The 24,493-nt window shown below is 74.9% G+C and carries 19 protein-coding genes, 1 pseudogene and 1 riboswitch; of the genes and pseudogenes, 7 read left to right on the top strand and 13 right to left on the bottom strand.

Features of this window, described 5'->3' with window-relative positions:
* Positions 1-255: 255 nt before the first annotated feature.
* Positions 256-1,023, bottom strand: a complete 768-nt coding sequence (locus tag AC3ET4_RS11715) for an IclR family transcriptional regulator (protein ID WP_431948632.1) — start codon at positions 1,021-1,023, stop codon at positions 256-258.
* Between the two features lie 111 nt (positions 1,024-1,134).
* On the opposite strand from AC3ET4_RS11715, the gene AC3ET4_RS11710 reads away from it, so the two are divergent.
* Positions 1,135-2,682 (top strand): aldehyde dehydrogenase (NADP(+)), encoded by a 1,548-nt coding sequence (locus AC3ET4_RS11710; protein WP_431948631.1) that lies wholly within the window; start codon positions 1,135-1,137, stop codon positions 2,680-2,682.
* Between the two features lie 323 nt (positions 2,683-3,005).
* Here the strand turns inward: AC3ET4_RS11710 and AC3ET4_RS11705 are convergent, their stop codons facing one another.
* Positions 3,006-4,094 (bottom strand): pyridoxal-phosphate-dependent aminotransferase family protein, encoded by a 1,089-nt coding sequence (locus AC3ET4_RS11705; RefSeq protein ID WP_431948630.1) that lies wholly within the window; start codon positions 4,092-4,094, stop codon positions 3,006-3,008.
* A 68-nt stretch (positions 4,095-4,162) separates the two neighbouring features.
* Between AC3ET4_RS11705 and AC3ET4_RS11700 the strand changes: the two genes are divergently transcribed.
* The 3 genes from AC3ET4_RS11700 to AC3ET4_RS11690 all read left to right on the top strand — a co-directional run bounded on the left by AC3ET4_RS11700 (position 4,163) and on the right by AC3ET4_RS11690 (position 7,804).
* Positions 4,163-5,263, top strand: a complete 1,101-nt coding sequence (locus AC3ET4_RS11700) for an amidohydrolase family protein (RefSeq protein WP_431948629.1) — start codon at positions 4,163-4,165, stop codon at positions 5,261-5,263.
* Between the two features lie 166 nt (positions 5,264-5,429).
* Entirely contained in the window at positions 5,430-6,530 is a 1,101-nt protein-coding gene (locus tag AC3ET4_RS11695; protein WP_431948628.1) for a Hint domain-containing protein, read from the top strand.
* Between the two features lie 212 nt (positions 6,531-6,742).
* Complete coding sequence (locus AC3ET4_RS11690; RefSeq protein ID WP_431948658.1) at positions 6,743-7,804, top strand: SCO1860 family LAETG-anchored protein; 1,062 nt, start codon at positions 6,743-6,745, stop codon at positions 7,802-7,804.
* Positions 7,805-8,050: 246 nt separating this feature from the next.
* Here the strand turns inward: AC3ET4_RS11690 and cobC are convergent, their stop codons facing one another.
* The 10 genes from cobC to AC3ET4_RS11640 form a co-directional block, all read right to left on the bottom strand.
* Positions 8,051-9,433, bottom strand: coding sequence for an Rv2231c family histidinol phosphate aminotransferase CobC (cobC, locus tag AC3ET4_RS11685; RefSeq protein ID WP_431948657.1), 1,383 nt, complete (start codon positions 9,431-9,433; stop codon positions 8,051-8,053).
* Between the two features lie 92 nt (positions 9,434-9,525).
* Complete coding sequence (locus AC3ET4_RS11680) at positions 9,526-9,981, bottom strand: cobalamin biosynthesis protein (RefSeq protein ID WP_431948627.1); 456 nt, start codon at positions 9,979-9,981, stop codon at positions 9,526-9,528.
* A complete protein-coding gene (locus tag AC3ET4_RS11675) occupies positions 9,978-11,339 on the bottom strand; it encodes a cobyrinic acid a,c-diamide synthase CobB (protein ID WP_431948626.1) in 1,362 nt (453 codons plus the stop codon). The genes AC3ET4_RS11680 and AC3ET4_RS11675 overlap by 4 nt, the downstream gene beginning before the upstream one ends.
* On the bottom strand, positions 11,333-11,929 hold the full coding sequence (gene cobO / locus AC3ET4_RS11670; protein ID WP_431948625.1) for a cob(I)yrinic acid a,c-diamide adenosyltransferase: 597 nt from the start codon (positions 11,927-11,929) through the stop codon (positions 11,333-11,335). Before cobO ends, AC3ET4_RS11675 begins: the two co-directional genes overlap by 7 nt.
* Entirely contained in the window at positions 11,929-13,968 is a 2,040-nt protein-coding gene (locus AC3ET4_RS11665) for a putative cobaltochelatase (protein WP_431948624.1), read from the bottom strand. The genes cobO and AC3ET4_RS11665 overlap by 1 nt, the downstream gene beginning before the upstream one ends.
* A 73-nt stretch (positions 13,969-14,041) precedes the next feature.
* Complete coding sequence (locus AC3ET4_RS11660; protein WP_431948623.1) at positions 14,042-15,553, bottom strand: cobyric acid synthase; 1,512 nt, start codon at positions 15,551-15,553, stop codon at positions 14,042-14,044.
* The gene (locus tag AC3ET4_RS11655) at positions 15,550-16,542 is read right to left on the bottom strand and encodes a cobalamin biosynthesis protein (protein ID WP_431948622.1); all 993 of its coding nucleotides are present in this window, start codon (positions 16,540-16,542) and stop codon (positions 15,550-15,552) included. The genes AC3ET4_RS11660 and AC3ET4_RS11655 overlap by 4 nt, the downstream gene beginning before the upstream one ends.
* A gap of 54 nt (positions 16,543-16,596) precedes the next feature.
* Positions 16,597-16,722: riboswitch (cobalamin riboswitch) on the bottom strand.
* Between the two features lie 151 nt (positions 16,723-16,873).
* Positions 16,874-17,116 carry a hypothetical protein gene (locus AC3ET4_RS11650; RefSeq protein WP_431948621.1) on the bottom strand — a complete coding sequence of 81 codons (243 nt, stop codon included), beginning with the start codon at positions 17,114-17,116 and terminating at the stop codon, positions 16,874-16,876.
* A gap of 34 nt (positions 17,117-17,150) precedes the next feature.
* On the bottom strand, positions 17,151-18,368 hold the full coding sequence (locus AC3ET4_RS11645; RefSeq protein WP_431948620.1) for an inorganic phosphate transporter: 1,218 nt from the start codon (positions 18,366-18,368) through the stop codon (positions 17,151-17,153).
* A 612-nt stretch (positions 18,369-18,980) separates the two neighbouring features.
* Entirely contained in the window at positions 18,981-20,372 is a 1,392-nt protein-coding gene (locus AC3ET4_RS11640; RefSeq protein ID WP_431948619.1) for an NAD(P)/FAD-dependent oxidoreductase, read from the bottom strand.
* Between the two features lie 117 nt (positions 20,373-20,489).
* On the opposite strand from AC3ET4_RS11640, the pseudogene AC3ET4_RS11635 reads away from it, so the two are divergent.
* The 3 genes and pseudogenes from AC3ET4_RS11635 to AC3ET4_RS11625 form a co-directional block, all read left to right on the top strand.
* Positions 20,490-21,137, top strand: a pseudogene (locus tag AC3ET4_RS11635) (class II aldolase/adducin family protein); the annotation flags it as partial.
* 288 nt (positions 21,138-21,425) lie between these two features.
* Positions 21,426-22,538: an alpha/beta hydrolase gene (locus AC3ET4_RS11630; protein ID WP_431948618.1), complete on the top strand. Its 1,113-nt coding sequence runs from the start codon at positions 21,426-21,428 to the stop codon at positions 22,536-22,538.
* Positions 22,539-22,663: 125 nt separating this feature from the next.
* Positions 22,664-24,040, top strand: coding sequence for a hypothetical protein (locus AC3ET4_RS11625; protein WP_431948617.1), 1,377 nt, complete (start codon positions 22,664-22,666; stop codon positions 24,038-24,040).
* 6 nt (positions 24,041-24,046) lie between these two features.
* Here the strand turns inward: AC3ET4_RS11625 and AC3ET4_RS11620 are convergent, their stop codons facing one another.
* Entirely contained in the window at positions 24,047-24,457 is a 411-nt protein-coding gene (locus AC3ET4_RS11620) for a VOC family protein (RefSeq protein ID WP_431948616.1), read from the bottom strand.
* Positions 24,458-24,493: the final 36 nt, after the last annotated feature.

Here is a 24,493-nt window from a genome sequence, read left to right as displayed (position 1 = left end):
GTCCGCCCCGCTCGGGATCGTCGCCCGCGATCATCGGCAGCAGCGGTGTGTCGAGCGCGGCCGGCGCGTGGACGCAGCCGCTGAGCGGCACGCTGACGTTCGGGTCCTCGGAGAAGCGCTCTTGCCGCAGGCCGAGGCGAAGGCGCCCCTGGACGTGCCGGGCGCCGAACTGCTCACCGGCGGGCGGGTGGTCGGCCGGTCGGTGCGTCCGCGGGCCCTTTCCGCGTGCTCCATGAGGAGTCGTGACGGGGGAGGTCACAAGCAGCGCGTCGCCAGCGTGAGGCGGTCGCGCGCGTCGAAGAGGGCGTCCTTGATCAGCTGTTCGTGGCCCGGGGTCAGCCGGGCCACCGGCACCGAGCAGCTGATCGCGTCACGGGCGGGGGTGCGGTAGGGCACGGCCACGCCGAAGCAGCGCAGGCCGAGCGTGTTCTCCTCGCGGTCCACGGCGTAGCCCTGCTCGCGGATCTGGTGCAGCTCGGCGATCAGCTTCTCGCGGTCGGTGTGGGTGTGCTCGGTGAGCGGCTCCAGCGTCTCCGCCAGCAGCCCCCGGACCTGCTCGTCGGTGTACGTGGCGAGCAGCGCCTTGCCGAGCGAGGTGGAGTGGGCCGGCAGCCGGCGTCCGACCCGGGTGAACGGCCGCAGGTAATGCGACGACTGGCGGGTCGCCAGGTACACCACGCTGGTGCCGTCGAGGCGGGCCAGGTGGATGGTCTCGCTGGTGTCGTCCGAGAGCCGGTCCAGGGTCGGGCGGGCCGCGGCGACCACCTCGTCGCCGTCGATGTAGGAGGTGCCGACCAGCAGCGCGCGCACGCCGATGCCGTAGCGCGTGCCAGTGGCGTCGGTCTCGATCCAGCCCAGGTCCACGAGCGTGCGCAGCAGCATGTACAGGCTGGACTTGGGGTAGCCGACGGCCTCCTGGACCGCGGCCAGGCTGTGCATGCCGGGCCGGCCGGCGAAGTACTCCAGCAACTCCACCGTCCGCACCGCGGATTTGACCTGCGCCCCGCCCTCACCTGCAGCCATCTGGAGTGGACCCCTCTTGTTCGGCCGGGATCCGCACAAGTAGGCTCCCGAACGCATTCACAATTGTGGATGCTGTTCAGCATATCGAACGGAAGGCCTGGAGGTACCGCGGTGGCCGTACCAGTGTGGAGCGTCGATCCCCGGACAGGGAAGCAGCGGGAGCAGGTCGCCGTCGAAGCCACCGCCGAGGAGGTCGACGCCGCGGTGCGCGCCGCCGCCGCGGCCTCCCCGGCACTGGCCGACCGCGCGGTGCGGGCCCGGCTGCTGCGCACCGCCGCCGACTTCCTCGAGGAGGCCGGCCCCCGCATCCTGGAGGCCGCCGACGCGGAGACCGCCCTCGGGCCGGCCCGCCTCACCGGCGAACTCGGCCGCACCACCTATCAGTTGCGGGCCTTCGCCGAGATCGTCGAGGAGGGCGCCTTCCTCGACGTCATCATCGACCACGCCGACGCCGCCCTCGTCCCGCCCCGGCCCGACCTGCGGCGCTACAAGATCCCGCTCGGGGTCGTGGCCGTGTACGCCGCCAGCAACTTCCCGCTCGCCTTCTCCGTGCCGGGTGGCGACACCGCCAGCGCGCTCGCCGCGGGCTGCCCCGTCGTCGTCAAGGCCCACCCCGACCACCCGGCGACGAGCGAGCTGTGCGCGGACGCGCTGCGCCGCGCGGCCGTCGCGGTCGGGCTGCCCGCGGACGTCGTCTCGGTGGTGCACGGGTTCCAGGCCGGCATCGACCTCATCAAGCACCCGCTGGTCTCCGCCGCCGGCTTCACCGGTTCCGTGCGGGGCGGGCGCGCCCTCTTCGACGCCGCCGCGGCGCGACCGGCGCCCATCCCGTTCCACGGCGAACTCGGCAGTCTCAACCCGGTCGTCATCACCCGGGCCGCGGCCGAGGAGCGCGCCGAGCAGATCGGCTCGGGGCTCGCCGCATCCATGACGCTCGGCGTCGGCCAGTTCTGCGTCAAGCCCGGCCTTGTGCTGGCCCCGGCGGGGGAGGCGGGCGACCGCCTCCTGAAGTCCCTGGCGGCCGCGGTGGGCGACGTCGCCCCCGGCACACTCCTCGACGCCCGCATGCGGGACAACTTCATCGCGGGCGTGCGCGAACTGACCGAGCTGGCTGGGGTGGAGGCGCCGGTCGAGCCCGGCGACGGGGGTGAGCGCCTCGTGCGGGCCGGCTTCGTCTCCGTCGACGCGGCCCGGCTCGCCGCCGGCGGTGCGTACGACGCGCTGCTGGAGGAGCACTTCGGGCCGGTCACGGTCGTCGCGCGCTACGGCAGTGAGGAGGAGGCCGAGGCGGTACTCGGGCGGCTGCCCGGGAACCTCACGGCGACGGCGCACATGAGCGAGGCCGAGGCGTCCGGCGGCGACGGGGGCGCGGAGGCCGGGGGCTCCGGCGCGGAACTGCTGCGCCGGCTCACGCCGCTGGCGGGGCGTGTCGTGGTGAACGGCTGGCCCACGGGAGTCGCGGTGGCCCCGGCGATGCACCACGGCGGGCCGTACCCGGCGACGACCTCGACGTCCACGTCGGTCGGCGGGACGGCGATCGAGCGGTGGCTGCGGCCCGTCGTGTACCAGGACGCGCCGCAGGCGCTGCTGCCGGCGGAGCTGCGGGACGGGAACCCGTCAGGGGTGCCGCGCCGCGTCGACGGGCGCCGCGAGGGCTGACCTCGGCTGGGCCGCCGTGCCGCGCGGACAGGCGTGTCACGGCGGCCGCTGCCGGGGTGCTGTCGGCGCCCGTGCCGGTCGCCGCGCGCGGGGCGTTCGCGCCGGGCGGCGGGGGCGCGTGCCCCCGCCTTCTCCTCAGGTCTTCGCGCTGGGCACCCGGCGGCTTCCCCACCCTCGGTCCCGAGCGCGACCGCCACCGGCCGTCCGGGGCCCGGCGCTTCCAGGCGCCCGGCGCGGAGGAGCGCGACGGCGGCATCGCGATCGCGGTAGCCGTCCGGACAGCCCTGGACCGCCAGGCGGTCCAGGGCGGCGGAGCGGTGGAGTCAGCCCTGCCAGGCGGCCTCGGCCGCCGCCACGGCCGGGTCGGGGTCCGCCCCCAGGGCGCCGGCCAGGGCGCGCAGGGTGCGGACGACCGCAGCCGGGTCGGCGTCCCGGCCGTAGTGGTTGACCCGGATCATCTCCTTGGCCAGGGCCCCGCCGCCGGCGACCAGCGGAAGCCCCGGCTCCAGCGCCAGGGCGTCGGCGACCAGGGCGTCGGCGGCGATGCCGTCCAGGGTGCGCAGTGTCGTCGCGACCGGCGCGGCGTCCTCGTCCCGGTGCACATAGGGCTCGACGGCGCCGGCCAGCGCCGCGGCGCCGGCCCGGGTCGCCGCCGCGGCGGCGCGGTGCCGGGCGACCACCGCGTCGAGCCCCGACTCCTCGATCCGCTCCAGGCACGCCTCGAGCGCCAGCATCTCCAGCTGCGCGGGCGCGTGCGGCAGGGCCCTGCGCCCGGCGTCGATCCAGCGTTCCTTCCAGTCCAGCAGCGACAGGTACGAGCGGCGCGGCGCCGCCGGGTTGTCCGCCAGCCGCTGCCACGCGCGCTCACTCACCGACACCGCCGACACCCCGGCGGGCCCGCCCATCGCCTTCTGGGCGCCGATCACGCACAGGTCCACGCCCCACGCGTCGACCAGCAGCGGCTCGGCCGCCACCGACGCGACCGCGTCGACCATGAACAGCGCGCCGTGCGCCCGGACGACCTCGCCGATCTCCGCCACCGGGTTGGTGTTGCCGGTGGCCGCCTCCGCGTGCACCAGCGACACGAAGTCGATCTCCGGGTGGTCGGCCAGCGCCCGCTCGACGTCCCGTGCGGTCGCGGCGGCGTGGAAGGGCGCCTCCAGGTCGACCACGGCGGCGCCCGCGTCCCGCAGCCAGTTGCCGAACGTCTGGCCGTACGGCCCGGTCACCACGTTCAGTGCCGTCGAACCCGGCCGCGCGCCGCCGCGGATGCAGCCCTCCAGCGGCAGCAGGGCCTCGCCCTGCGTGATCACGACGTCGTGCTCGGTGCGCAGCAGCGCGGCGACTCGGCGCTCGATCGAGGCGAAGCGCTCGGCGGTCAGCGGGGGCAGGTCGAGCAGGGGGTGGGACACGGTGGCGCTGCTTCCTTCGTCGAGGGGTGTACGGCCCGAGCGTATCCCCAGGCTCGTAGAGTGCAGACATGGCTGATCGCGAGGCTCCGCAAGCGCTGCACGTCAAGGGCCGCATCCTGGCCGGGCCCCAGGACGTGCGGGACGAACTCTGGGTGGTCGGCGGCCGGGTCACCTACGAGCGCCCCGCCGGCCTGCGCGACCTCACCTCCGTCGAGGGCTGGGTCCTGCCCGGACTGGTCGACGCCCACTGCCACGTCGGCCTCGACCAGCACGGCCCGGTCGACCCGGGCACCTCCGAGAAGCAGGCCCTCACCGACCGCGACGCGGGGGCCCTGCTGCTCCGCGACGCCGGCTCGCCCTCCGACACGCGCTGGATCGACGACCGCGAGGACCTCCCGCGGATCATCAGGGCCGGCCGGCACATCGCCCGCACCCGCCGCTACATCCGCGACTACGCCTGGGAGATCGAGCCCGAGGACCTGGTCGCCCATGTCCGCCGGGAGGCCCGGCGCGGCGACGGATGGGTCAAGCTGGTGGGCGACTGGATCGACCGCGAGGCCGGCGACCTCACGGCCTGCTGGCCGCGCGAAGCGCTCGAGGCCGCCATCGCCGCCGCCCACGACGAGGGCGCCCGCGTCACCGCCCACTGCTTCGCCGAGGACTCCCTGCGGGACCTGGTCGAGGCCGGGATCGACTGCGTCGAGCACGCCACCGGGCTCACCGAGGACACCATCCCGCTCTTCGCCGAGCACCAGGTGGCCATCGTCCCCACCCTGGTCAACATCGCGACCTTCCCGGACCTCGCGGACGGCGGCCGGGCCAAGTTCCCGCGCTGGTCCGACCACATGCGCCGGCTGCACGCCCGCCGCTACGACACCGTCCGCGCCGCGTACGAAGCGGGCATCCGGATCTTCGCCGGCACCGACGCCGGCGGCTCCCTCGCGCACGGACTGGTCGCCGGCGAGGTCGCCGAGCTCGTCACGGCCGGCCTGCCCGCTCTCGACGCGCTCTCCGCCGCCACCTGGTCCGCCCGCGAGTGGCTCGGCCGCGAGGGCCTCACCGAGGGGGCTTCCGCGGACCTGGTCGTCTACCCGCAGGACCCGCGCGCCGACGTGCGTGTGCTGGCCGCGCCCCGGCGCATCGTGCTGCGCGGCCGCGTGGTGGGGTGACCCGGCGGACACGGGCCGGTCGCCCGACGAACCGTCACCACCAATGCGCCCGGAATGATGCAGGATCGCCGATTCGGGTGATCCTTTAGGGCAACAGTCGATCTGTCCCGTTCCGTCGTGCTGCGATTGTCGTACCTTCCGACACCGCAACGGGACGGGGAGCACCATGACCAGGCAAGGACCGCAGAAGTACCCGGGGGCCTCACGCAGATACTGGTATCAGGACGACTACGGCGGTGCCGCGATGGAGGTCAACGCCATCGTGCTGCACACGACCGAGGGCCGCAGCGTGCCGACGTACGGGGGCGGGAGCAGCGCGCCCAACCTCACGGCGAAACCGGATTTCGAGGACGAGAAGCTGGTCTGGTACCAGCACTTCGACATCGACATCTCCTCGCGCGCCCTGGTCAACCGTCCCGGCGGGGTGGAGACCAACACTCTCAACGTGTGCCAGGTGGAGCTGGTGGGCACCTGCGACCCCGTCCGGCACGAGAACTGGGGTACGGCCAACCGGCACATCTACTGGCCCAAGGCCCCCCGGTGGGCGCTGCGTGAACTCGCCGAGTTCCTGGCCTGGATGCACACCCAGCACGGCGTGCCGCTCAAGGGGCCGAAGCTCTGGCCGCCCTACCCCCGCTCGTACGGGACGGCGGGCGGCCAGCGGATGACCGGACGGGAGTGGAACGCCTTCCGCGGGATCTGCGGCCACCAGCACGTGCCGGAGAACTGCGTGCACCCGGACACCCCGGTGCTCCGCGCCGACCTGAGCTGGTCCCGTGCCGGCGACCTGTCAGTCGGCGACGAGATCGCGTGCTTCGACGAGGAGGAGACCTCCGGCGTTCAGGGGCGACGGCGGCTCCGCCGCGGGGTGGTGACCCGCAACGACCCGGCGCGCAAGGACGCGTACCGGGTGACCACGGCGCTGGGCGAGGTCGTCGCGACGGCCGACCACCCGTGGCTGGTGCGTCTGCCGCACGGCGACGCGTGGATGACCAGTCGCGAACTCACCCCGTTCAAGCACCGGATCGTCGCCCTCGCCGACGGGCGGGCCGGTGCGGCGGGCGCCTGGGAGGGCGCCGCGGTCGCCGACGCCACGGGAGAGGCGCAGGTGCTCGCGGTCGAGCCCCTGGGGGAACAGCCGATCGCCTCGCTGTCGACCTCGGCGCGCACCTATGTGGCGCGGGGGCTGCTTTGCCACAACTCCCATGGGGATCCCGGCGCGCTCGACTTCGCCAAGCTGCTCGAGTACGCACGAGCGCAGGTGTGACGCGCGGGAACGCGTGTGCCTCAGGTGTCGAATACGGAGGCGAAAACCACCCTTTGGAGTGAACCGGGCCCGGGCGGGCACCGGTTCACTCTCCGTACGTAAATCATTACGGGGTCGAGGTCGCCCGGCGAGCGCGCTGTCCCCTTCAGCGGCGCTGTGGCGACTCCATGACCATTTTGGGGGTTTTCCACTTGTCCAGCTCTCCCTTCAGCATGCCCGCGCGCCGTCCCGCCGCCGCGCTGGGAGCCGCCGTCGCGATGGCGGCTGGCGCCCTCGCGCTGGGGCCCGCGTCCCCGGCCGCCGCGACCGGGGGGACCAACAGCTCGTCCGGCAAGGCCGGTGCGGTCGTCCTGCGCACCGACCTGGATGTCTCGCTGCTCCGCAAGTCCGTCGACGTGCCGCTGACCCTGACGCTCAACGAGGTGCACGCACCGGCGAGCGCCGACGAGACCGCGCTCACCGCCACCCTCGACGGGGTCGACCATGGCAGGCCGTTCAGCGTCCTGCGCGCCGAGGTCGCCACCGCCCGGGCCACCGCCGACCGCCGCAAGGCGGAGGGCTTCGCCAAGCTCGTCAAGGCGCGCGTCAATCTGCCCGGACTGCCGCTCCTCGGGCTCATCAAGGCCGACCTGATCTCCGCGCGCGCCACGTGCGAGGCCGGCCGCAGGCCGGTCGCCGACGTCGAACTGCCCGGCCACGTCGTCGTCCTCGGCAAGCGCGTCGACGTCTCGGCAGGCGGCCCGACCCGGGTGGAGGTGCCCGGCGTGGGCGAGGTCCGCCTCGAACTCGCCGAGAGGACCGTCACCTCGCGCGGCGCCGCCGCCACCGCACTGGAACTGTCGGTGGAGGTGAACCCGCTCAAGCTCGGCGTCGCCGAGGTGAGCGGCACCGTCACCCTCGCCGAGGCCACCTGCGAGACGCCCCGCCGGGGCGGGCACGGCGGTGGCGGTGGCGACCATGGTGGCGGCGACAACGGCGGCAGCAGCGGTGGCGGATCCGGCAGCGGCGGCAGCGGTCAGGAGCCGCAGACGGGCGGCGGGTCCGAGCAGCCCTCGCCGTCCACCGAGCCCTCGGAGTCGCCCGCGCCGTCGGAGTCCGCGCGCGCCGACCAGTCCCCGCAGGCCGCGCCCGCGACCGCAGGCGACCTCGCCGAGACCGGCAGCAGCTCCATGACCCCGTATCTCGCGGGCGGTTCGGTGCTGCTGCTCGCCGCGGGCTTCCTCGCGGTCCGCGCGACCCGTCGCAAGGCGGCGGCCGAGAGCACCCGGGACTGACGAATCCGGGCGACCCCCGGCGGCGGGGTCAGGGGGACGTGGAGGGCGGCCAAGTGTCCGGAGTCGCCCTCCACGTGCTGACCGGTCGTCAGGACGCGCCTGGCGGAGCCGGCCCACGAGAGCGGGCGGCGCCCAGGACGACCGGCGAGGGCACCGATGCCACCGACGCCGCCGACGGCACGACGGCGTGCTCGGGCCTCGACCGGCCGGGCTTACCAGCGCCTACGACAATGCCTACGACAATGCCTACGACAGCGCCTTCGACAGGGCGGTCGCGAAGCGGTCGGTCGTGGCGGGATCCCGGACGGCGAGGCGGAGCCAGTCGGGGGACAGACCGGGGAAGGTGTCGGCGCGACGGACGGCGAAACCGAGGTCCCGCAGGCGGTCGCGGACGCAGGCCGCCTCGGGGAGGCGCAGCAGTACGAAGGGACCCTGTGCGGGGCCCGCGACCTCGATGCCGTCGAACTTGGCGAGCCGGCGCAGCAGGTGGTCGCGGTGGGCGGCGACACGGCGGGCCGCCTCCGCCGCCTCCGCGAGGGCCGCGGGAGCGCAGCAGGCCTCGGCTGCGGCGAGGCCGGGCGTCGAGACCGCCCACAGGGGCTGTGCGCGGCGCAGCGCCGCCACCCGTTCGCGGTCCCCGAGGACATAGCCGACGCGCAGGCCGGCCAGCCCCCAGGTCTTGGTGAGGCTGCGCAGCACCACCAGACCGGGAAGGTCGCGGCGGGCGGCGAGACTCTCGGGTTCACCGGGGACCGCGTCCATGAACGCCTCGTCGACGACGAGGGTGCGGCCCGGCCTGGCCAGGCGGGCGAGGTCCGCCGCGGGATGCAGTACCGAGGTGGGGTTGGTCGGATTGCCGACGACCACCAGATCGGCGTCGTCGGGGACCGCAGCCGGGTCGAGTCGGAAGCCGTCCTCCGCTCGCAGCAGGACGCGGTGGACAGGATGCCCGGCGTCGCGCAGTGCCGCCTCGGGCTCGGTGAACTGCGGGTGCACGACGACCGCGTGCCGGGCCCGGGTGGTGCGGGCCAGCAGGACGAACGCCTCCGCGGCACCCGCCGTGAGCAGCACCTCATCCACCCGGCGGCCATGGCGGGCGGCGACCGCTCGGTGTGCGGCGCGGTCGTCGGGGTAACCGGCCAGTCCGTCGAGGGTGGCGGCGAGGCGTCGCTTGAGCCACGGCGGGGGCGTGCCGGCACGCACGTTGACGGCCAGGTCGGTGAGGCCGACGCCGCCGTCCCGGACCTCGGCGTCGCCATGGTGCCGTAGGTCGTGGTCGTCGGCGTGATCGGCCGGCACCGGGCCTGCGGGCCTGCCGTGATTCTCGCCGCCGGCGGGCGGCGCGTGCCGTACCTCGACCTCAAGACGGGCGCCCGCCCAGTCCTCCACCAGCCGCGAGGTCTGCTCCTCGGCCCCTGCGTCCGCGGGGAAGCAGGTGAGCACGACGATCCGGCGGCCGCCGAGCCGCGCGCAGCGTTCCAGGCCCGCAGGCACGTCCGGCGCCGCCGTCGTCAGGAAGGCCGCCTCCACGCCCGCGTAGCCGCCGCCCTCCCACAGCAGCCGTGCGATACGGGCCACTTCGGCGTTGTCCGCGGCCTCGGGCGAGCCGGCGCCGACCAGCAGCACCATGGTCGCCGCCCGGTCGGCCGGTGTGCCGGGGCCGCCGCCCAGCGCGGCGTCGACGCGCCGCTCGAGTGCGTCCGGGGGCGGGAGTGGGGGTCTCAGCATGGTGCCGTCTCCTGCGTCGTGCCGTCCATGCCGTGTGCGCCGCGTACGCCGGGTTCGGGCGTGCGGTGCCGCGCCACCGCCGCCGTCGCCCGCGCCGCGCCATCCCCGGGCCCGGACGTCCGCTTCGGCACCAGCAGTTCGCCGCCGTCCGTCGCGGCCAGCGCCGCCGCCTCCGCCACGGAGGGCGTGCCGACCGCGGCCAGCGACGCAGACGAGGGACTCGGCACGTCGACCGCGGCCAGCGCGGACGCGTCGAACGTCACCAGGGGGACGCCCAGCCGCGCCGCCGCCTCGAGGAGGCCGGGCTCACCCGCCTTGGCGTCCACGCTCGCCAGCGCCGTGACGCAGGACCGCGGTACCCCGGCCTCGTCGAGCACCGACCCGAGGAGCGCGAGCACATCGGCCGCCGCCACACCGCGGCCCGCCCCGACGCCGACGACGACCCTCACGGGGCCGCGCCCGCGCCGGCCGCGCAGGAAGCGACGAACCGCCGCGCCAGTGCGGGTTCGGCCGCCCAGTGGACGTGCAGGTACGACGCGTGGACGCCGTCCTGCACGAAACCCTCCACCCGCCGCTCCGGCCGGATGACGCCCCAGGCCGGCGTGGCCCCGGCGGCGGGCTCCACGACGGTGCGGTGGAACTCGTGGCCGCGCACCCGGGTCCCGGCGGCCGCCAGCGCGTTGTCGGCGATCGCGACCGCCTCGCGGTAGCCCAGGGTCAACCGGTCCGCCATGCGGGCCGTGGTGTCCAGCACCCCGCACATGGGACGTCCGTCCAGTTCCCGCCCGAGGTAGAGCAGCCCCGCGCACTCCGCGGTCACCGGCCCGGCGAAGGCGGCGACAGCCTCGCGCAGCGGCGCGTTGGCGGACAGCTCGGGGGCGTACATCTCGGGGAAGCCGCCGCCTATGACCAGTCCCGACGCTCCGTCCGGCAGCCGCTCGTCGTGCAGCGGGTCGAAGGTGACGACCTCCGCCCCCGCCGAGGAGAGGAGTTCGACGTGTTCGGTGTAGGAGAAGGTGAACGCCGCCCCGCCCGCCACCGCGACCACCGGCCGGGCGCCCGGCGGCGCAGCCCCGGCCGCCGCCTCCTCCGGGTCCCAGGGCCCGTCCGCGAGCGGGGGAGCGCTGCGCGCCAGCGCCAGCAGTGCCTCCAGGTCGCAGCCTGCCCGGACCCGGGCGGCCAGCGTCCGCACGGCCTCGACGGCGTCCGCGTGCCGCTCCGCGACCGGGACCAGACCCAGGTGACGGGACGGGGTGCCGACCGCCGCGTCGCGCCGCAGGGCCCCCAGCACGGGCACGCCCGCGCCGTCCAGGGCGTCGCGCAGCAGCTCCTCGTGCCGGTCGGAGCCGACCTTGTTGAGGATGACGCCGGCGACCCGCACCTGCGGGTCCCACGAGGCGAAGCCGTGCACCAGCGCCGCCACCGAACGGGACTGCGACGAGGCGTCCACCACCAGGACCACCGGCGCCCGCAGCAGCTTCGCCACATGCGCGGTGGAGGCCAGTTCCCCCATCCCCGAGGCGCCGTCGAAGAGCCCCATCACGCCCTCCACGACAGCCACGTCCGCGCCCCGCGCGCCGTGCAGGAACAGCGGTGCGATCCGCTCCGGACCGCACATGTACGCGTCCAGGTTGCGGCCCGGGCGGCCGGTGGCCAGGGCGTGGTAGCCGGGGTCGATGTAGTCGGGGCCCATCTTGTGCGGGGAGACCGCGAGGCCGGCCTCGGCGAAGGCCGCCATCAGCCCCGTCGCGACGGTGGTCTTGCCGCTCCCCGAGGCAGGGGCCGCGACGACGAGCCGGGCTACCACTCGATGCCCTTCTGGCCCTTCTGGCCGGCGTCCATCGGGTGCTTGACCTTGCCCATCTCGGTGACCAGGTCCGCGAAGTCCAGCAGCGGAGCCGGCGCGTTGCGTCCGGTGATGACGACGTGCTGGGTGCCGGGCCGGTCGCGGAGCACCGAGACCACCTCGCCGGTGTCGATCCACCCCCAGTGCAGCGGGTAGGCGAACTCGTCCAACACGTACAGCCGGTAGGTCTCGGCGGCAAGGTCCCGCTTGACCTGCTCCCAGCCCTCGCGCGCGGCCTCCTCGCTCTCGGAGATGTCCCGCTGCACCCAGGACCAGCCCTCGCCCATCTTGTGCCAGGCGACGGTGCCGCCCTCGCCGGAGTCACCGAGCACGCGCAGCGCCCGTTCCTCCCCGACCTTCCACTTGGCGGACTTGACGAACTGGAACACCCCGACAGGCCAGCCCTGGTTCCAGGCCCGCAGCGCCAGACCGAAGGCGGCGGTGGACTTCCCCTTGCCGGTGCCGGTGTGCACCATCACCAGCGGCCGGTTGCGGCGCTGACGGGTGGTGAGGCCGTCCTGCGGCACGACGCTCGGCTGTCCCTGTGGCATTACGCGGCCCTCCGTACATCCCGTACCAGTGCCGCGACGCTGTCCGCGCGCAGCTCCTCCAATGTCACGGCGGCACCGTGCAGTTCGCGCGCCAGCTCGCCCGCGAGCCCCAGCCGCACCGGCCCCGACTCGCAGTCGACGACCACCGCGGCGGTGCCCTCGGCCGCCAGCAGCCGCGCCGCGCGCCCGGCCGTGCGGACCGGCTCGGGGCCGCCGGTCGCCCGTCCGTCGGTGACCACGACCAGCAGCGGGCGGCGCGAGGCGTCCCGCAGCCGCTCCACGCGCAGCACCTCGTGCGCCTTCAGCAGCCCGGCGGCCAGCGGGGTGCGGCCGCCGGTCGGCAGCTTCTCCAGGCGCGCCGCGCCCGCGTCGACCGACGAGGTCGGCGGCAGGGCCAGCTCCGCCGTCGCGCCGCGGAAGGTGATCAGGCCGACCTTGTCGCGCCGCTGGTAGGCGTCGAGCAGCAGCGACAGCACCGCGCCCTTGACCGCGCTCATTCGCTGCCGGGCGGCCATCGATCCCGAGGCGTCGACGACGAAGAGCACGAGGTTGCCCTCGCGGCCCTCGCGGACCGCCTCGCGCAGGTCGTCCCGGCGGATCACCAGGCCCGGGCCGCCGCGCCCCCGCGCCCGCTGGTGCGGGGCCGCGGCGTGCACGGTGGCCGCCAGATGGAGCTTGGACAGGGCGCCTCGGGGGCGCCGGGCGCCGGTCGTCCTGCCGTGCGCGGTGCGGGCCCGGGAGCGGCGGCCGGCCGCGCCCTCCCCGAGGCCGGGCACGGTCAGGGCGCGGGCCGTGAACGGCTCGGCCGCGGGCGCCGCGGCCCGGTCCCCTGCGCCGGGTGCGGCGTCCGCGCCCTCCGCCTGGGGTCCGGGATCCGCGGGCTCCCGGGGCCGTGCGATGTCCGGTGAGGTGTCGGGGGAGGCGTCCGGGGCGCCGCCGCCACCGCCCCCGTCAGGACCACCGCCGCCAGGACCACCGCCGTCAGGCCCGCCGCCGTCCGGGCCCGGGTCCGGGTCGTCGTCCCGGCCGCGGTTGCGCTCCAGGGTCTCGTCGAGCTTGTCCTCGTCCAGTCCCGGGGCGTCGAAGGGATTGCGGCGGCGCCGGTGCGGCAGCGCGAGCAGCGCCGCCCGGCGCACGTCCGCGTCGGTCACCGCGGACCTCCCGCCCCAGGCAGCGAGCGCGGTCGCCGTGCGCGCCATGACGATGTCCGCGCGCATCCCGTCCACCTCGAAGGCCGCGCACGTCGCCGCGATCTGGCGGAGCGCGCCGTCGCCCAGCGAGACCGACGGGAGCAGCGCGCGCGCCGTCGCGATGCGCTGCCGCAGCTCCCGCTCCTCCGCCTGCCAGGCGGCGGCGAAGCCGGCCGGGTCCGCGTCGTAGGCGAGGCGCCGCCGGACGACCTCCACCCGCTCGTCGGTCTCCCGCGACGCCGCGACCTCCACCGTGAGGCCGAAGCGGTCCAGCAACTGCGGCCGCAGCTCGCCCTCCTCGGGGTTCATGGTGCCGACGAGCAGGAAGCGCGCGGCGTGACGCACCGACACGCCCTCCCGCTCCACGTAGGAGGCGCCCATGGCCGCCGCGTCCAGCAGCAGGTCCACCAGGTGGTCATGGAGGAGGTTGACCTCGTCCACGTAGAGCACACCGCGGTGCGCGTCGGCCAGCAGTCCCGGCTCGAAGGCCTTCACGCCCTCCGCCAGGGCCCGTTCGATGTCCAAGGCGCCGACGAGACGGTCCTCGGACGCGCCGACCGGCAACTCCACCATGCGCGCCGGCCGGCTCTCGGAGCCCGCGTCAGGGCCGTGCGGCCCGTCCGGGCACGCCGGGTCCGCTGCCGCCGGGTCGCAGCCGAAGCGGCAGCCGGGGACGACCTCGACGGCCGGCAGCAGCGCCGACAGCGCCCGCACGGCGGTGGACTTGGCGGTGCCCTTCTCACCCCGCACCAGCACACCGCCCACCGCGGGGCTGACCGCGTTCAGCAGCAGCGCCAGCCGCAGGTCCGCCATCCCGACGATCGCGGTGAAGGGGTAAGGGGTGCTCACGCGGCCTCCTGGGTCGAACGGACATTGCGGCGGTGCTCACGGACGGCCCGGCTCCGGGGCGGCGGTGGGGTGCTCACGGTGCCCCCGGGGGGACGAAGGGCAGCCCGGCAGGGGGGCCCTGCTCGATCAGGCGGAGCAGGGCGCCGGTGTCGGCGTGCTCCTCGATCAGATCGCCCAGCCTGTCCAGCTGCTCCTCGCGGAGCGCGCCGAAGGAGGTGTCGGGCGCGGGGACGAAGCGCCGTCCCGCGGCCTGCGCGACCCGGCGCAGGAAGGCACGGCGGAAGCCGTCGCTCTCCAGGGAACCGTGCCAGTGGGTGCCCCAGACCGCGCCGGTGCGGCAGCCGTCCAGGAAGGGCTCGTCGCCGCCCCGCACATCGGCGACGCCGTGGTGGATCTCGTACCCCTCGACGGGTTCGCCGTACGCCTTTCCGGAAGGTCGGGCCAGGGTCTTCTCCGCGGCGAAGCGGACCCGCACCGGCAGCAGCCCGAGCCCGGGGACCGTGCCCGCCCGCGACTCGACGTCGTCCTCGATCGTCTCGGCCAGCATTTGGAAGCCCCCGCACACGCCCAGCACCGGGCGGCCCTTGGCGGCCCGGCGGAGGATCGCGTCGGCCAGGCCGCGCTGCCGCAGCCACTCCAATGCGCGGACCGTGCCCCGGGTGCCGGGCAGCACCACGAGGTCGGCGTCGGCGAGCTCCTCCGGCCGGTCGGCGAAGCGGACGAGGACACCGGGCTCGGCGGCGAGCGCGTCCACGTCGGTGAAGTTCGACATCAGCGGGACGGCCGCCACGGCGACCCGCAGGACGTCCTCGCCGTGCGGCGGCGCCGTGTCCGACTCGCGCACGGCGCCGCGCAGCGAGATGCGCAGCCCGTCCTCCTCGTCGATGCCCAGGCCGTGCCGGAACGGCAGCACCCCGTAGAAGCGCCGCCCGGTCAGCGCGCGCAGCATCTCGAGCCCCGGCTCCAGCAGGGACACGTCGCCGCGGAACTTGTTGACCAGGTAGCCGCAGACCAGCTCCTGGTCCTCGGGCGCGAGCAGCGCCGTCGTCCCGAAGAAGGAGGCGAAGACCCCGCCCCGGTCGATGTCGCCGACCACGACCACCGGGAGCCGGGCGGCCCGCGCCAGGCCCATGTTGACGATGTCGCCCTGCCGCAGGTTGATCTCGGCCGGACTGCCGGCGCCCTCGCAGATCACCGCGTCGTGCCGGCCGCGCAGCTCCTCCAGGCAGTCCGTGACGGTGCGCAGCAGTTCCGCGCGGCTCCCGTTGTGGTAGCCGCGCGCGCTCATCTCGCCCACGGGGCGGCCCAGCAGGACGACCTGGCTCGTCCGGTCCCCGCCGGGCTTGAGCAGCACCGGGTTCATCAGGGCCGAGGGCTCCACGCGCGCCGCCTGGGCCTGCATCGCCTGGGCCCGGCCGATCTCGGCGCCCTCGCGGGTCACGTACGAGTTGAGCGACATGTTCTGCGCCTTGAACGGCGCCACGGACACGCCCTGCCGCACCAGCCACCGGCAGATCCCCGCAGTGACGACGCTCTTGCCGGCGTCCGACGTCGTCCCGGCGACCAGCAGGCCCCCGCCCCTCATACCTGCCCCCTCCGACTCCGGGCGACCGCGCCCCACGCCAGACGGCCGCCCACCGTGACGGCCAGCGCCAGCGCGCCGACCCGCCGCGACAGGCGGGCCGCCCGTTCGATGTCCCGAACCTGGACCGGGCGGTTCCCCGCCCCGAGCACGGGCCGGTGCTCCACCCGCCCGCCGTAGGCGAGCGTGCCCCCGAGGCGTACGCCCAACGCCCCCGCGAACGAGGCCTCGACCGGCCCCGCGTTGGGGCTGGGATGCCGGCCGCCGTCCCTGCGCCAGGTCCGCCACGCCCCGCGGGGGTCGGGCCCGGCGAGTACCGCGAGGGCGGCGGTCAGCCGGGCCCCGGGGTAGCCGGCCGCGTCGTCCAGCCGGGCCGCGGCCCAGCCGAAGCGCCGGTGCCGCGGCGACTTGTGGCCCACCATCGCGTCGAGGGTGTTGACCGCCCGGAAGCCCACCAGCCCCGGGACGCCGCCCAGCGCGCCCCACACCAGGGCGCCCACGACGGCGTCCGAGGTGTTCTCCGCGACGGACTCCACGACCGCCCGCGCCAACTGCGCCTCGTCCAGCGCCAGCGGGTCGCGGCCGCACAGACGGGGCAGCCGCTCGCGCGCCGCCTTCGTGTCGCCGGCGGACAGGGCGGCACCGATGGCGCGGGCCTCCCGGACGAGGGAGGTCCCGCCGAGCACCGCCCAGGTCGCCGCCGTCGTCAGGGCGACGGAGGCGGCGCCGGAACGGCGTACCGCGCGCTGCAGCGCTGCCGCCGCCGCCACCGCGCCGCCGGCGCACAGCGCGGTGTGCAGGGCGCCCCGGCCGCGGTGGTCGCGCCACAGCATGCGCTCCAGCCCGGCGGCGGCGCTGCCGAACACCGCCACGGGGTGGCCGCGGCGCGGGTCGGCGAGGGCGAGGTCGGCGAGCCAGCCCAGGGCGGCGCCCGCGGCGAAGGCGCACGGCGCCACGGCGCCGCTGTCAGGTGAACGGCCGGAGCCGCGCATCGCAGGAGTCCTCACTCAGGGTCCGCGCCCTGGTTCGACGTGACCGGCGACGAGAGTCTCCTGGCTCCCGGATCGGCGGCACCCCCGGCCTTCCAGCCCTTGTCGGGGCCGTGGCCATGGGCGGGGGTCCGCTCCCCGGTGACAGTGGCGGGACCGCGCCGGATTCGCACCGGACTTCCTCTCCTGCCGCCGTTTGGCGCCTCCGATACCACCACGCCTCGCTTCGGCCCGTCAACTCACCGCGACAGCCTGTGGAGAAGAGGAAACCCCAGCTCATGGCCAGAAGGCCGGGAGCTGGGGTGACGTCACCGGCGACGGGGTCCCCGGGACCTCAGGCGACGATCAGATAGATCCCGTACGCCACCGCCGCCGCGCAGAGCGCGAAGGACAGGTAGGCGCCGGCGCGGGCCAGAGCGGTGCCGCCGCCCGCGGCAGGGGCTCCGGCCTCGCCGCTGCCGGCGCCGCCCTGCTTGGACAGGCCGAGGATGCCGAGGGTGAACAGGCCGACGAGTCCGACGGTCACGGCGAGGCTGACGCCGAAGACGGAGCCGAGGGCAGCCCAGTCGATGTGCATGGTGCTTCCTTCCGGGGCCGGTGCGGCGCCGCCGTCAGGCGGAGGCCGGGGCGGGGTCGGTGTCGGCGCCGGTCGCGGTCAGGCCCGCGGGCGGCGGGATCACGGCGGTGATCGCCGTGGTGATGACGCCCGGCTCCTCGACCTCGTCGTGGGCGTCGTTGACGTTGGTGTGGTCGACGGGCTTGCGGCGGGAGGCGAGCCAGATCGCGGTGCACGCGGCCAGCGCCAGGACGGCGACGATCGTGACGCCCCAGTCGCCCTGATCGGCCAGGCGCGCGGCACCCGCGCCGACCAGAGCGGCGGCCGGCAGGGTGAGCCCCCACGCGGCGAACATGCGGCCCGCCGTGCTCCAGCGGACGACACCGCCCTTGCGGCCGAGGCCCGCGCCCATGACGGAGCCGGAGCAGACCTGGGTGGTGGAGAGGGAGAAGCCGAGGTGCGAGGAGGCCAGGATGACGGTCGCGGCACCGGTCTGGGCGGCGAAGCCCTGCGGCGGCTGGATGTCGGTGATGCCCTTGCCCATGGTGCGGATGATCCGCCAGCCACCGATGAAGGTGCCGAGTGCTATCGCCGTGCCGGCCGAGACGATGACCCACAGCGGCGGGTCGGAGTCGGGGGCGACGACGTTGCCGGCGATCAGGGCGAGGGTGATGACACCCATGGTCTTCTGAGCGTCGTTGGTGCCGTGGGCGAGCGAGACGAGGCCGGCCGAGGCGATCTGTCCGGCCCGGTAGCCCTTGGCCGTGGCGGCCGGGTCGGCGTTGCGGCCGAGGCGGTAGGTCAGGCGGGTCGCCAGCATCGAGGCGACACCGGCGACCACCGGGGCGCAGACGGCCGGGATCAGGACCTTCATGACGACCGCGTCGCCGTTGACCGAGTCGAATCCGGCCGAGGCGATGGAGGCGCCGATGAGGCCGCCGAAGAGAGCGTGGGAGGAGCTGGAGGGGAGGCCCGCCAGCCAGGTCAGCAGGTTCCAGACGATCGCGCCGACGAGCCCTGCGAAGATCACTTCGGGCTTGATGCCCGTGCTCTCGTCGAGGATGCCGCCGGAGATCGTCTTGGCCACCTCGACGGAGAGAAAGGCACCGACGAGGTTGAGTACGGCGGACATGGCCACCGCCGTCTTGGGCTTCAGGGCGCCAGTGGAGATGGTGGTCGCCATCGCATTGGCGGTGTCGTGGAAACCGTTCGTGAAGTCGAACACGAGTGCGGTAATGATCACGATTCCGATCAGGAGCGTGATGTGTTCCATTGACCCAGGCATTCGTTCGATCGGACAGTGGCGTGGCGACCGTACGGAGTTCGGATGAACGGAAGGTGAACGAGGGGCGGCGCGGCGGTGCCGGGGTGTGCGGAGGGCGTGGCCCGCGCTGTACTTCGCCCGGTTTTCGCTCCTTTTCATGTGCTTCGGTCGGCCCTTCAGGGCGCTCCGGAGGAGACCCGGGTCACCCGTGGGAACCCGGTCCGGCGCACCGCCGCACGACGGGCGGCACAGCGCGGGAACGGCGGGTCCCCCGGGGGTCCGTCGGCGCACCTTCCGGATGCGACGACACGCAGGATCGGGCCCTCTTCCGCCGTACCGCGGACGCCGGTCAGGGCAGGCGAGCTCACCGCCCGGCGGAGGGGTGGTGGCTGACTCCACCACGGCGACGAGACGGAGACCCGCGGCCGACCGGGCCCCTTCCGGAGCCTGGACGCCCGCCACGCACCCGCCCGCCCACCGCGAACCGGCCCAGGCCCCGCCACCTCGCCCCCGTGCGTCCGCGTCCCGGGCACCGGCACGTGCGGCACGGCGCGCGCCCGCCGGTACCGGGCACGTCGGCGCCTGGTGCGTCGGCGCCGGCCAACCGCCCCGGTACTCCTGTCAGTGGCGGCCCGAGACGCGGTCCGCGATGCGGGCGACGGGGTCGGTCTGTGCGCTGCGCCCTGCCTGTTCCCGCCGGTCGGCGGCGCGGTAGGCCGCGTACAGTCCGTGCACCCCGATCCAGCGGAAAGGCTCGGGCTCCCAGCGGCGTACGCGGTGGTGCACCCAGGGCAGGGCCGTCAGCTCCGTTCCGTGCGCCTGGCCGGAATCCAGCTGGACGAGGTCGCGCAGCGTCCGCGCCGCGAGGTTCGCCGTCGCGACGCCGCTGCCGACGTAGCCACCGGCCCAGCCGAGGCCGGTGGAACGGTCCAGCTCGACGGTCGCGCACCAGTCGCGCGGCACTCCCAGCACCCCGGACCAGGCGTGGTCGATCGCCACCCGCCCCGTCGCGGGGAAGAAGCGCACAAGGATCTCGCGCAGCGCCTCCACCGTCTCGGCCTGCGTGCGGCCGTCGTTGTCCGTGCGCGAGCCGAAGCGGTACGGCACCCCGCGGCCGCCGACGGCGATCCGGTCGTCGGCGGTGCGCTGCGCGTACATGTACGCGTGCGCCATGTCCCCGAGCGCCTCCCGGCCCTCCCAGCCGATGGTGTCCCAGACCTCCCGGGGCAGCGGCTCCGTCACGATCATCGAGGAGTTCATCGGCAGCCACGACCGCTTCTGGCCCTTGAGCGAGGCGGTGAAGCCCTCCGTGCAGCGCAGGACGTAGGGGGCGCGCACCGTCCCGAACGGCGTGACCGCGTGCTTCGGCCGGATCTCGGTCACCGGGGTCGACTCGTGGACGACGACGCCGAGCGCCTCCACCGCCCGGGCCAGCCCCTGGACCAGCTTCACCGGGTGGATGCGCGCTCCGTGCGGCGTCCACGTGCCGCCGGCCGTCCCGGCGACCCGGACGCGTGCGGCGGACTCGGCCGCGCCCAGCAGCAGGCGGTCCTTCTCGCCGAAGGCGACCTCGGTCTCGTGGAACGCCTTGAGCCGCGCCAACTGTGCGGGGGAGTACGCGACCTCCAGCACCCCGCCCTTGTGGATGTCCGCGTCGATGCCCTCCTCGGCGGCGACCCGGATCACCTCGTCCACCGTCGCGTTCATCGCGCGCTGCAGGGCGACGGCTGCCTCACGTCCGTGCAGCGCGGCGTAGCGGTCGCGGCCGGCGAAGCCGTTGTAGAGCCAGCCGCCGTTGCGGCCGGAGGCGCCGTAGCCGCAGAAGCGCTGCTCCAGGACGACGACCCGCAGGAAGGGCACGGCCTTCTTCAGGTAGTAGGCGGTCCACAGTCCGGTGTAACCGCCACCGACGATGCACACGTCGGCGGCGGTGTCGCCGGGCAGGGGCTCGCGCGGCACGGGGATCCCTGACGTCGCGTACCAGAAGGAGATGCCGCCGTTGACGGTGGTCATGGTGCTCCTGCAATTCCCGTGCGTGGTCGGTCCGGAAGGTGTGCCGGGACGTTACTGTGCCCCGAGAGCGGGCTGCAACGGCCAACCTGTCAGGATCAACGCTCGGAGGTGGCACGGATGTCGGTGCGGAACACGGTGGCGCGGGCCTGGGCGGAACTGCTGGACACGGCCCGCCGCTCCGTGGACGACGGCCTCGTGGTCGGTACGTCCGGCAATGTCTCGGTGCGGCTGGGCGACGACCTCGTGCTCGTCACCCCCAGCGGGGTGCCCTACCACCGCCTCGGCCCGGACGACACGGTCGGGGTCGGCCTGGACGGCGAGCAGGTGCTCGGCACGCTGCGCCCGACGAGCGAGCTGGCGATGCACCTGGCGATCTACCGGCACACCGACGCGGGCGCCGTCGTGCACACGCACGCCGTGCACGCCACCGCCGTCTCCACGCTCCTGTACGAACTGCCCGCCATCCACTACATGGCCGCGGCGCTGGGCGGCCGGATACGCGTCGCCGACTACGCGACCTACGGCAGCGAGGAACTGGCCGCCAACGTGCTGCGCGCGCTGCGCGACCGCACCGGCTGCCTGCTGCGCAACCACGGCACCATCGTCTACGGCGATGATCTCGCGCAGGCCTACGACCGTACGGCCCAGTTGGAGTGGATGTGCCAGGTCTGGCTCGCCGCCCGCTCGGTCGCCGGGTTCTCGCCCTCGCTGCTGTCCAAACGCGAACTCGCCAGGGTCGCCGAGAAGCTGCGCCAGTACGGGCGGTCCGCGAACGAGGCGGTGGGAGAGCTCCCGCAGGACGAAGGGCACTCGGAGCAGGGCGCCGACGAGGCCCGCGAGCTCCGCGGGGAAGAGCGCGACGGCCACGCGGGGTCCGGCCCTCACGGCTACAGCGAGCACCGGACGGCCCTCCCCGACATCCCCAGGCCCCGCGAGGCCCACGAGGACGAGCGGGACTGAGCCGGGACGGCTGCGGAACAGGGACGGACCTGAACGGACTCGGACGGCCCCGCCCACTGGCCGCCAGGGGTGAGCGCGCGGAAACTGGAAGCGATGCGCCTCACCACCGCGGCGGCACTCGCCGCCACGACAGCGTTCGGTGCCGGGGCGGCCGCCGTGGCGGCCGGGCGGCATGTCTCCGAGCTTGCCCTGAGGCCGACCGCCCATGGCGTGGACCCGGACCCGCTCACCGTCCACGCCGTGACCGCGGAGAACATCACTCTCAGCCGGACGCTGGGCACCGCCCGGCGCGGTGTGCACGGCCTCATCGGCGCGGGGGCGCACGCCACCGTCGGCGAGGTGCTCTCGACGGCCCCGGACTCGGTGACCCGCCGTCTGCTGCACATCAACCGCGGCGGCGTAGCGGCGGGCGACCAGTTGCGGCTGACCCCGCAGGTGCACATCGGCACCCCCGGGTCGGCCCTCGGCCTGCAGTTCCAGGACGCCGCGATCCCCGCCGAACTCGGCTTGCTGCCGGCGTGGTTGGTGCCCGGGGACCGCGACACGTGGGTCGTCCTCGCACATGGCCTCGGCACGTCCCGCGAGCTCGGCATGAACCTCATGACGTTCCTGTCCGACCTGCGGCTGCCCGTGCTGGCCTTCTCCTACCGCAACGACGACGGAGCGCCGCGCTCATGGGACCGTATCGGCCACCTCGGCGACTCCGAGTGGCGCGACCTCGACGCGGCCATGCGCTACGCCGTCCGGCACGGCGCCCGTCGGCTGGTGCTGCTCGGCTGGTCCACAGGCGCGACGATGGCGCTCCGGGCGGCCTGCCACTCCCAACTGCGCGCGCTGGTGTCGGGACTGGTCCTGGACTCCCCGGTGCTCGACTGGCAGACCACGATCCGTGCCGTCGCCGCCGCGCGAGGCGCGCCCCGCGCGTTGCTGCCGCTGGGCGTCCGTGCCGCCGAGGGCCGTACCGGCCTGCACGCGGAGCGCATCGCCGAGGCCGCCCACCCCTCGCGGCTGGACGTCCCGGCACTCGTCTTCCACGGCCCCGACGACTCGCTCGCCCCGTGGGGGCCGTCCCGCCGACTCGCACGGTACCGCCCGGACCTGGTGACCCTGCACGCCGTCAGCGGCGCCTCGCACGCGGCCATGTGGAACGCCAACCCGGCAACCTACGAGGAGGCCCTCCGGCGCTTCCTCACCCCCCTCCTCTGACGCCTCGCTCACGCAATCCTTATGTCTGAGAAAAGGCACATCTATCCCACAAAGTCCGGCACGATCTGTCGCGCTTCGGGGATGCTCGTTTGGGTTTCCGGGTGCTCACCCGCAAGACTGCTCCCGTGACGTCCCGTATCCCGCGAGACACTCCGCTGCGTCTTGTCCCGCGCAGGCCACTCGCCACCGCGCGCCGCGCCGCCACAGTGCGGCGAAGCCGCCCGCCGCGGCCGCCGGAGGGAATCCCGGCGCTGCCCGAGCTCGCCCGCCGTGCGCGCACCGAACTCTCGGACGCCGTGAGGCTGGCCCGCTGGGCCGACGCGCAGACCGCCGCCGCCCCCGGTAGCGCCGGGATACTGCGGGACCCCGACGTGCGGCGGGCCGTCGCCGCCCTGGGCATGACCGAGCGGCAGGTGCGCACGGCCTGGGACCGGGCCCGGCTGACGGGCCTGATCGAGCTGCACAAAGGGGGAACGGCCCGGCCCGGCTGGCGGTTGCGCGCCTGGGACCGCGACGACACCGCCGTGCTGCGCGGCTGGGTCGCGCTCTTCGACGCGTGGTCGCTCGCGCACCCGGCCGCGCTCGAGCCGGAGTGCGCCGACGTCGACCCCTCCCTCGTCGCCGAGGTCGTCGAGGCCGCCCCGCAGCTGCTCTCCCTGCTCCACCTCTCCTCCGGTCCCGTCGCCGTGGCCGTCCTGCTGGACCTCTTGCGGCAGCGCGTGGCCGAGCTGCGCACGGAGCGCCAGGAGCCCCCGGCCGGCGGCGGCCGCGACGAACTGCCCGCGCTGCTGGACTGGACGCTGGACGCGCTCGCACGCGTCGGCGCCCTTCGGCCCCGTGACCCGGCCCACCCCGGCGAGGTCACCATCACCGCCCTCGGCAGCTGGGCGGTGTGGGTGAAGCTGGAGCAGATCTGCGTGGCCGCGCAGGGCCCCGCCGGGCACTTCGAGCATTCCGCGGAAGACATGCTCAAGGCATGCATCGGAATGCCGCCCGGCGCCGCCCGCGACGAGTACAAGGCGTGGCTGGCCGCCCGTCCGGTGGCCCAGGCCGTGGGCGAGTTCCTGGACGTGGCGCGGGGCGACGACGCCCTGCTGCGCGCCCTGGCCTTCGAGGCGCTGCGGGTCGTCGGCGGCCCCGCGGAGCCCTCCGTCCGCGCCGTGGCCGACGAGGCCGGTCTGCGCCCCTATGCGCTGCTGTGGCTCGCCGAGCACGAAGGCGCGGACCCGGAGGACGTCGCCGCGCTGCTCACTCGCGAGGAGTCCACCTGGCTGTGGGTGGACACCGCCGCGGCCGTCGTCGACCACGGCGAGAGCCACCTGCTGGTGAGCCACCTCGAGACGGCCGTCCAGGGCTCGGTCACCCGCCTGCTGGAGGAGCTGCGCCACGCGGGCCACCCCCGCACCGTCCAGGTGCTGGTCGCGCTCGCCGCCGCGCACCCCGACCCTGCCCTGGCCAAGATGATCCGCAGGGCCGCCTTCCAGGTGCACACCGGTGTGTGACAGGGGCTACGTCGGCAGCCGCGGCGCGTAGGTGCCGAAGGACCAGAGATTGCCCTCCGGGTCGCGGGCCGTGTAATCCCGCGACCCGTAGTCGTGGTCGGTGAGCGGGAGCACGATCTCGGCTCCGGCGGCGACGGCGCGCTCATGATGGGCGTCGGCGTCCGCTACGACCACGTAGACCGACGAGGGGCCCAGCTCCGCGGCTACCTGACTGAACGCCGTGCCCGACCGCTCGCTGCCGAGCATCACCACGCCGTTTCCGTACGCCAGCTCCGCGTGCTGCACCGTGCCGTCCGCGCCTGCGTGGACCGCGACTTCGGTGAATCCGAACGCCTCCTCGAGGAAGGCGACGGCGGCCTTCGCGTCCTTGTAGCGCAGCGTCGGGCAGACGGTGGGCGCGGTCGCCTCGCGAGCCATGGTGATCACTCTCCCCTTCCGGGACTGACGGCCTGT

It is taken from the genome of Actinacidiphila sp. bgisy167 (assembly GCF_057707665.1).
This window is presented reverse-complemented; position numbering and strand designations above follow the sequence as displayed.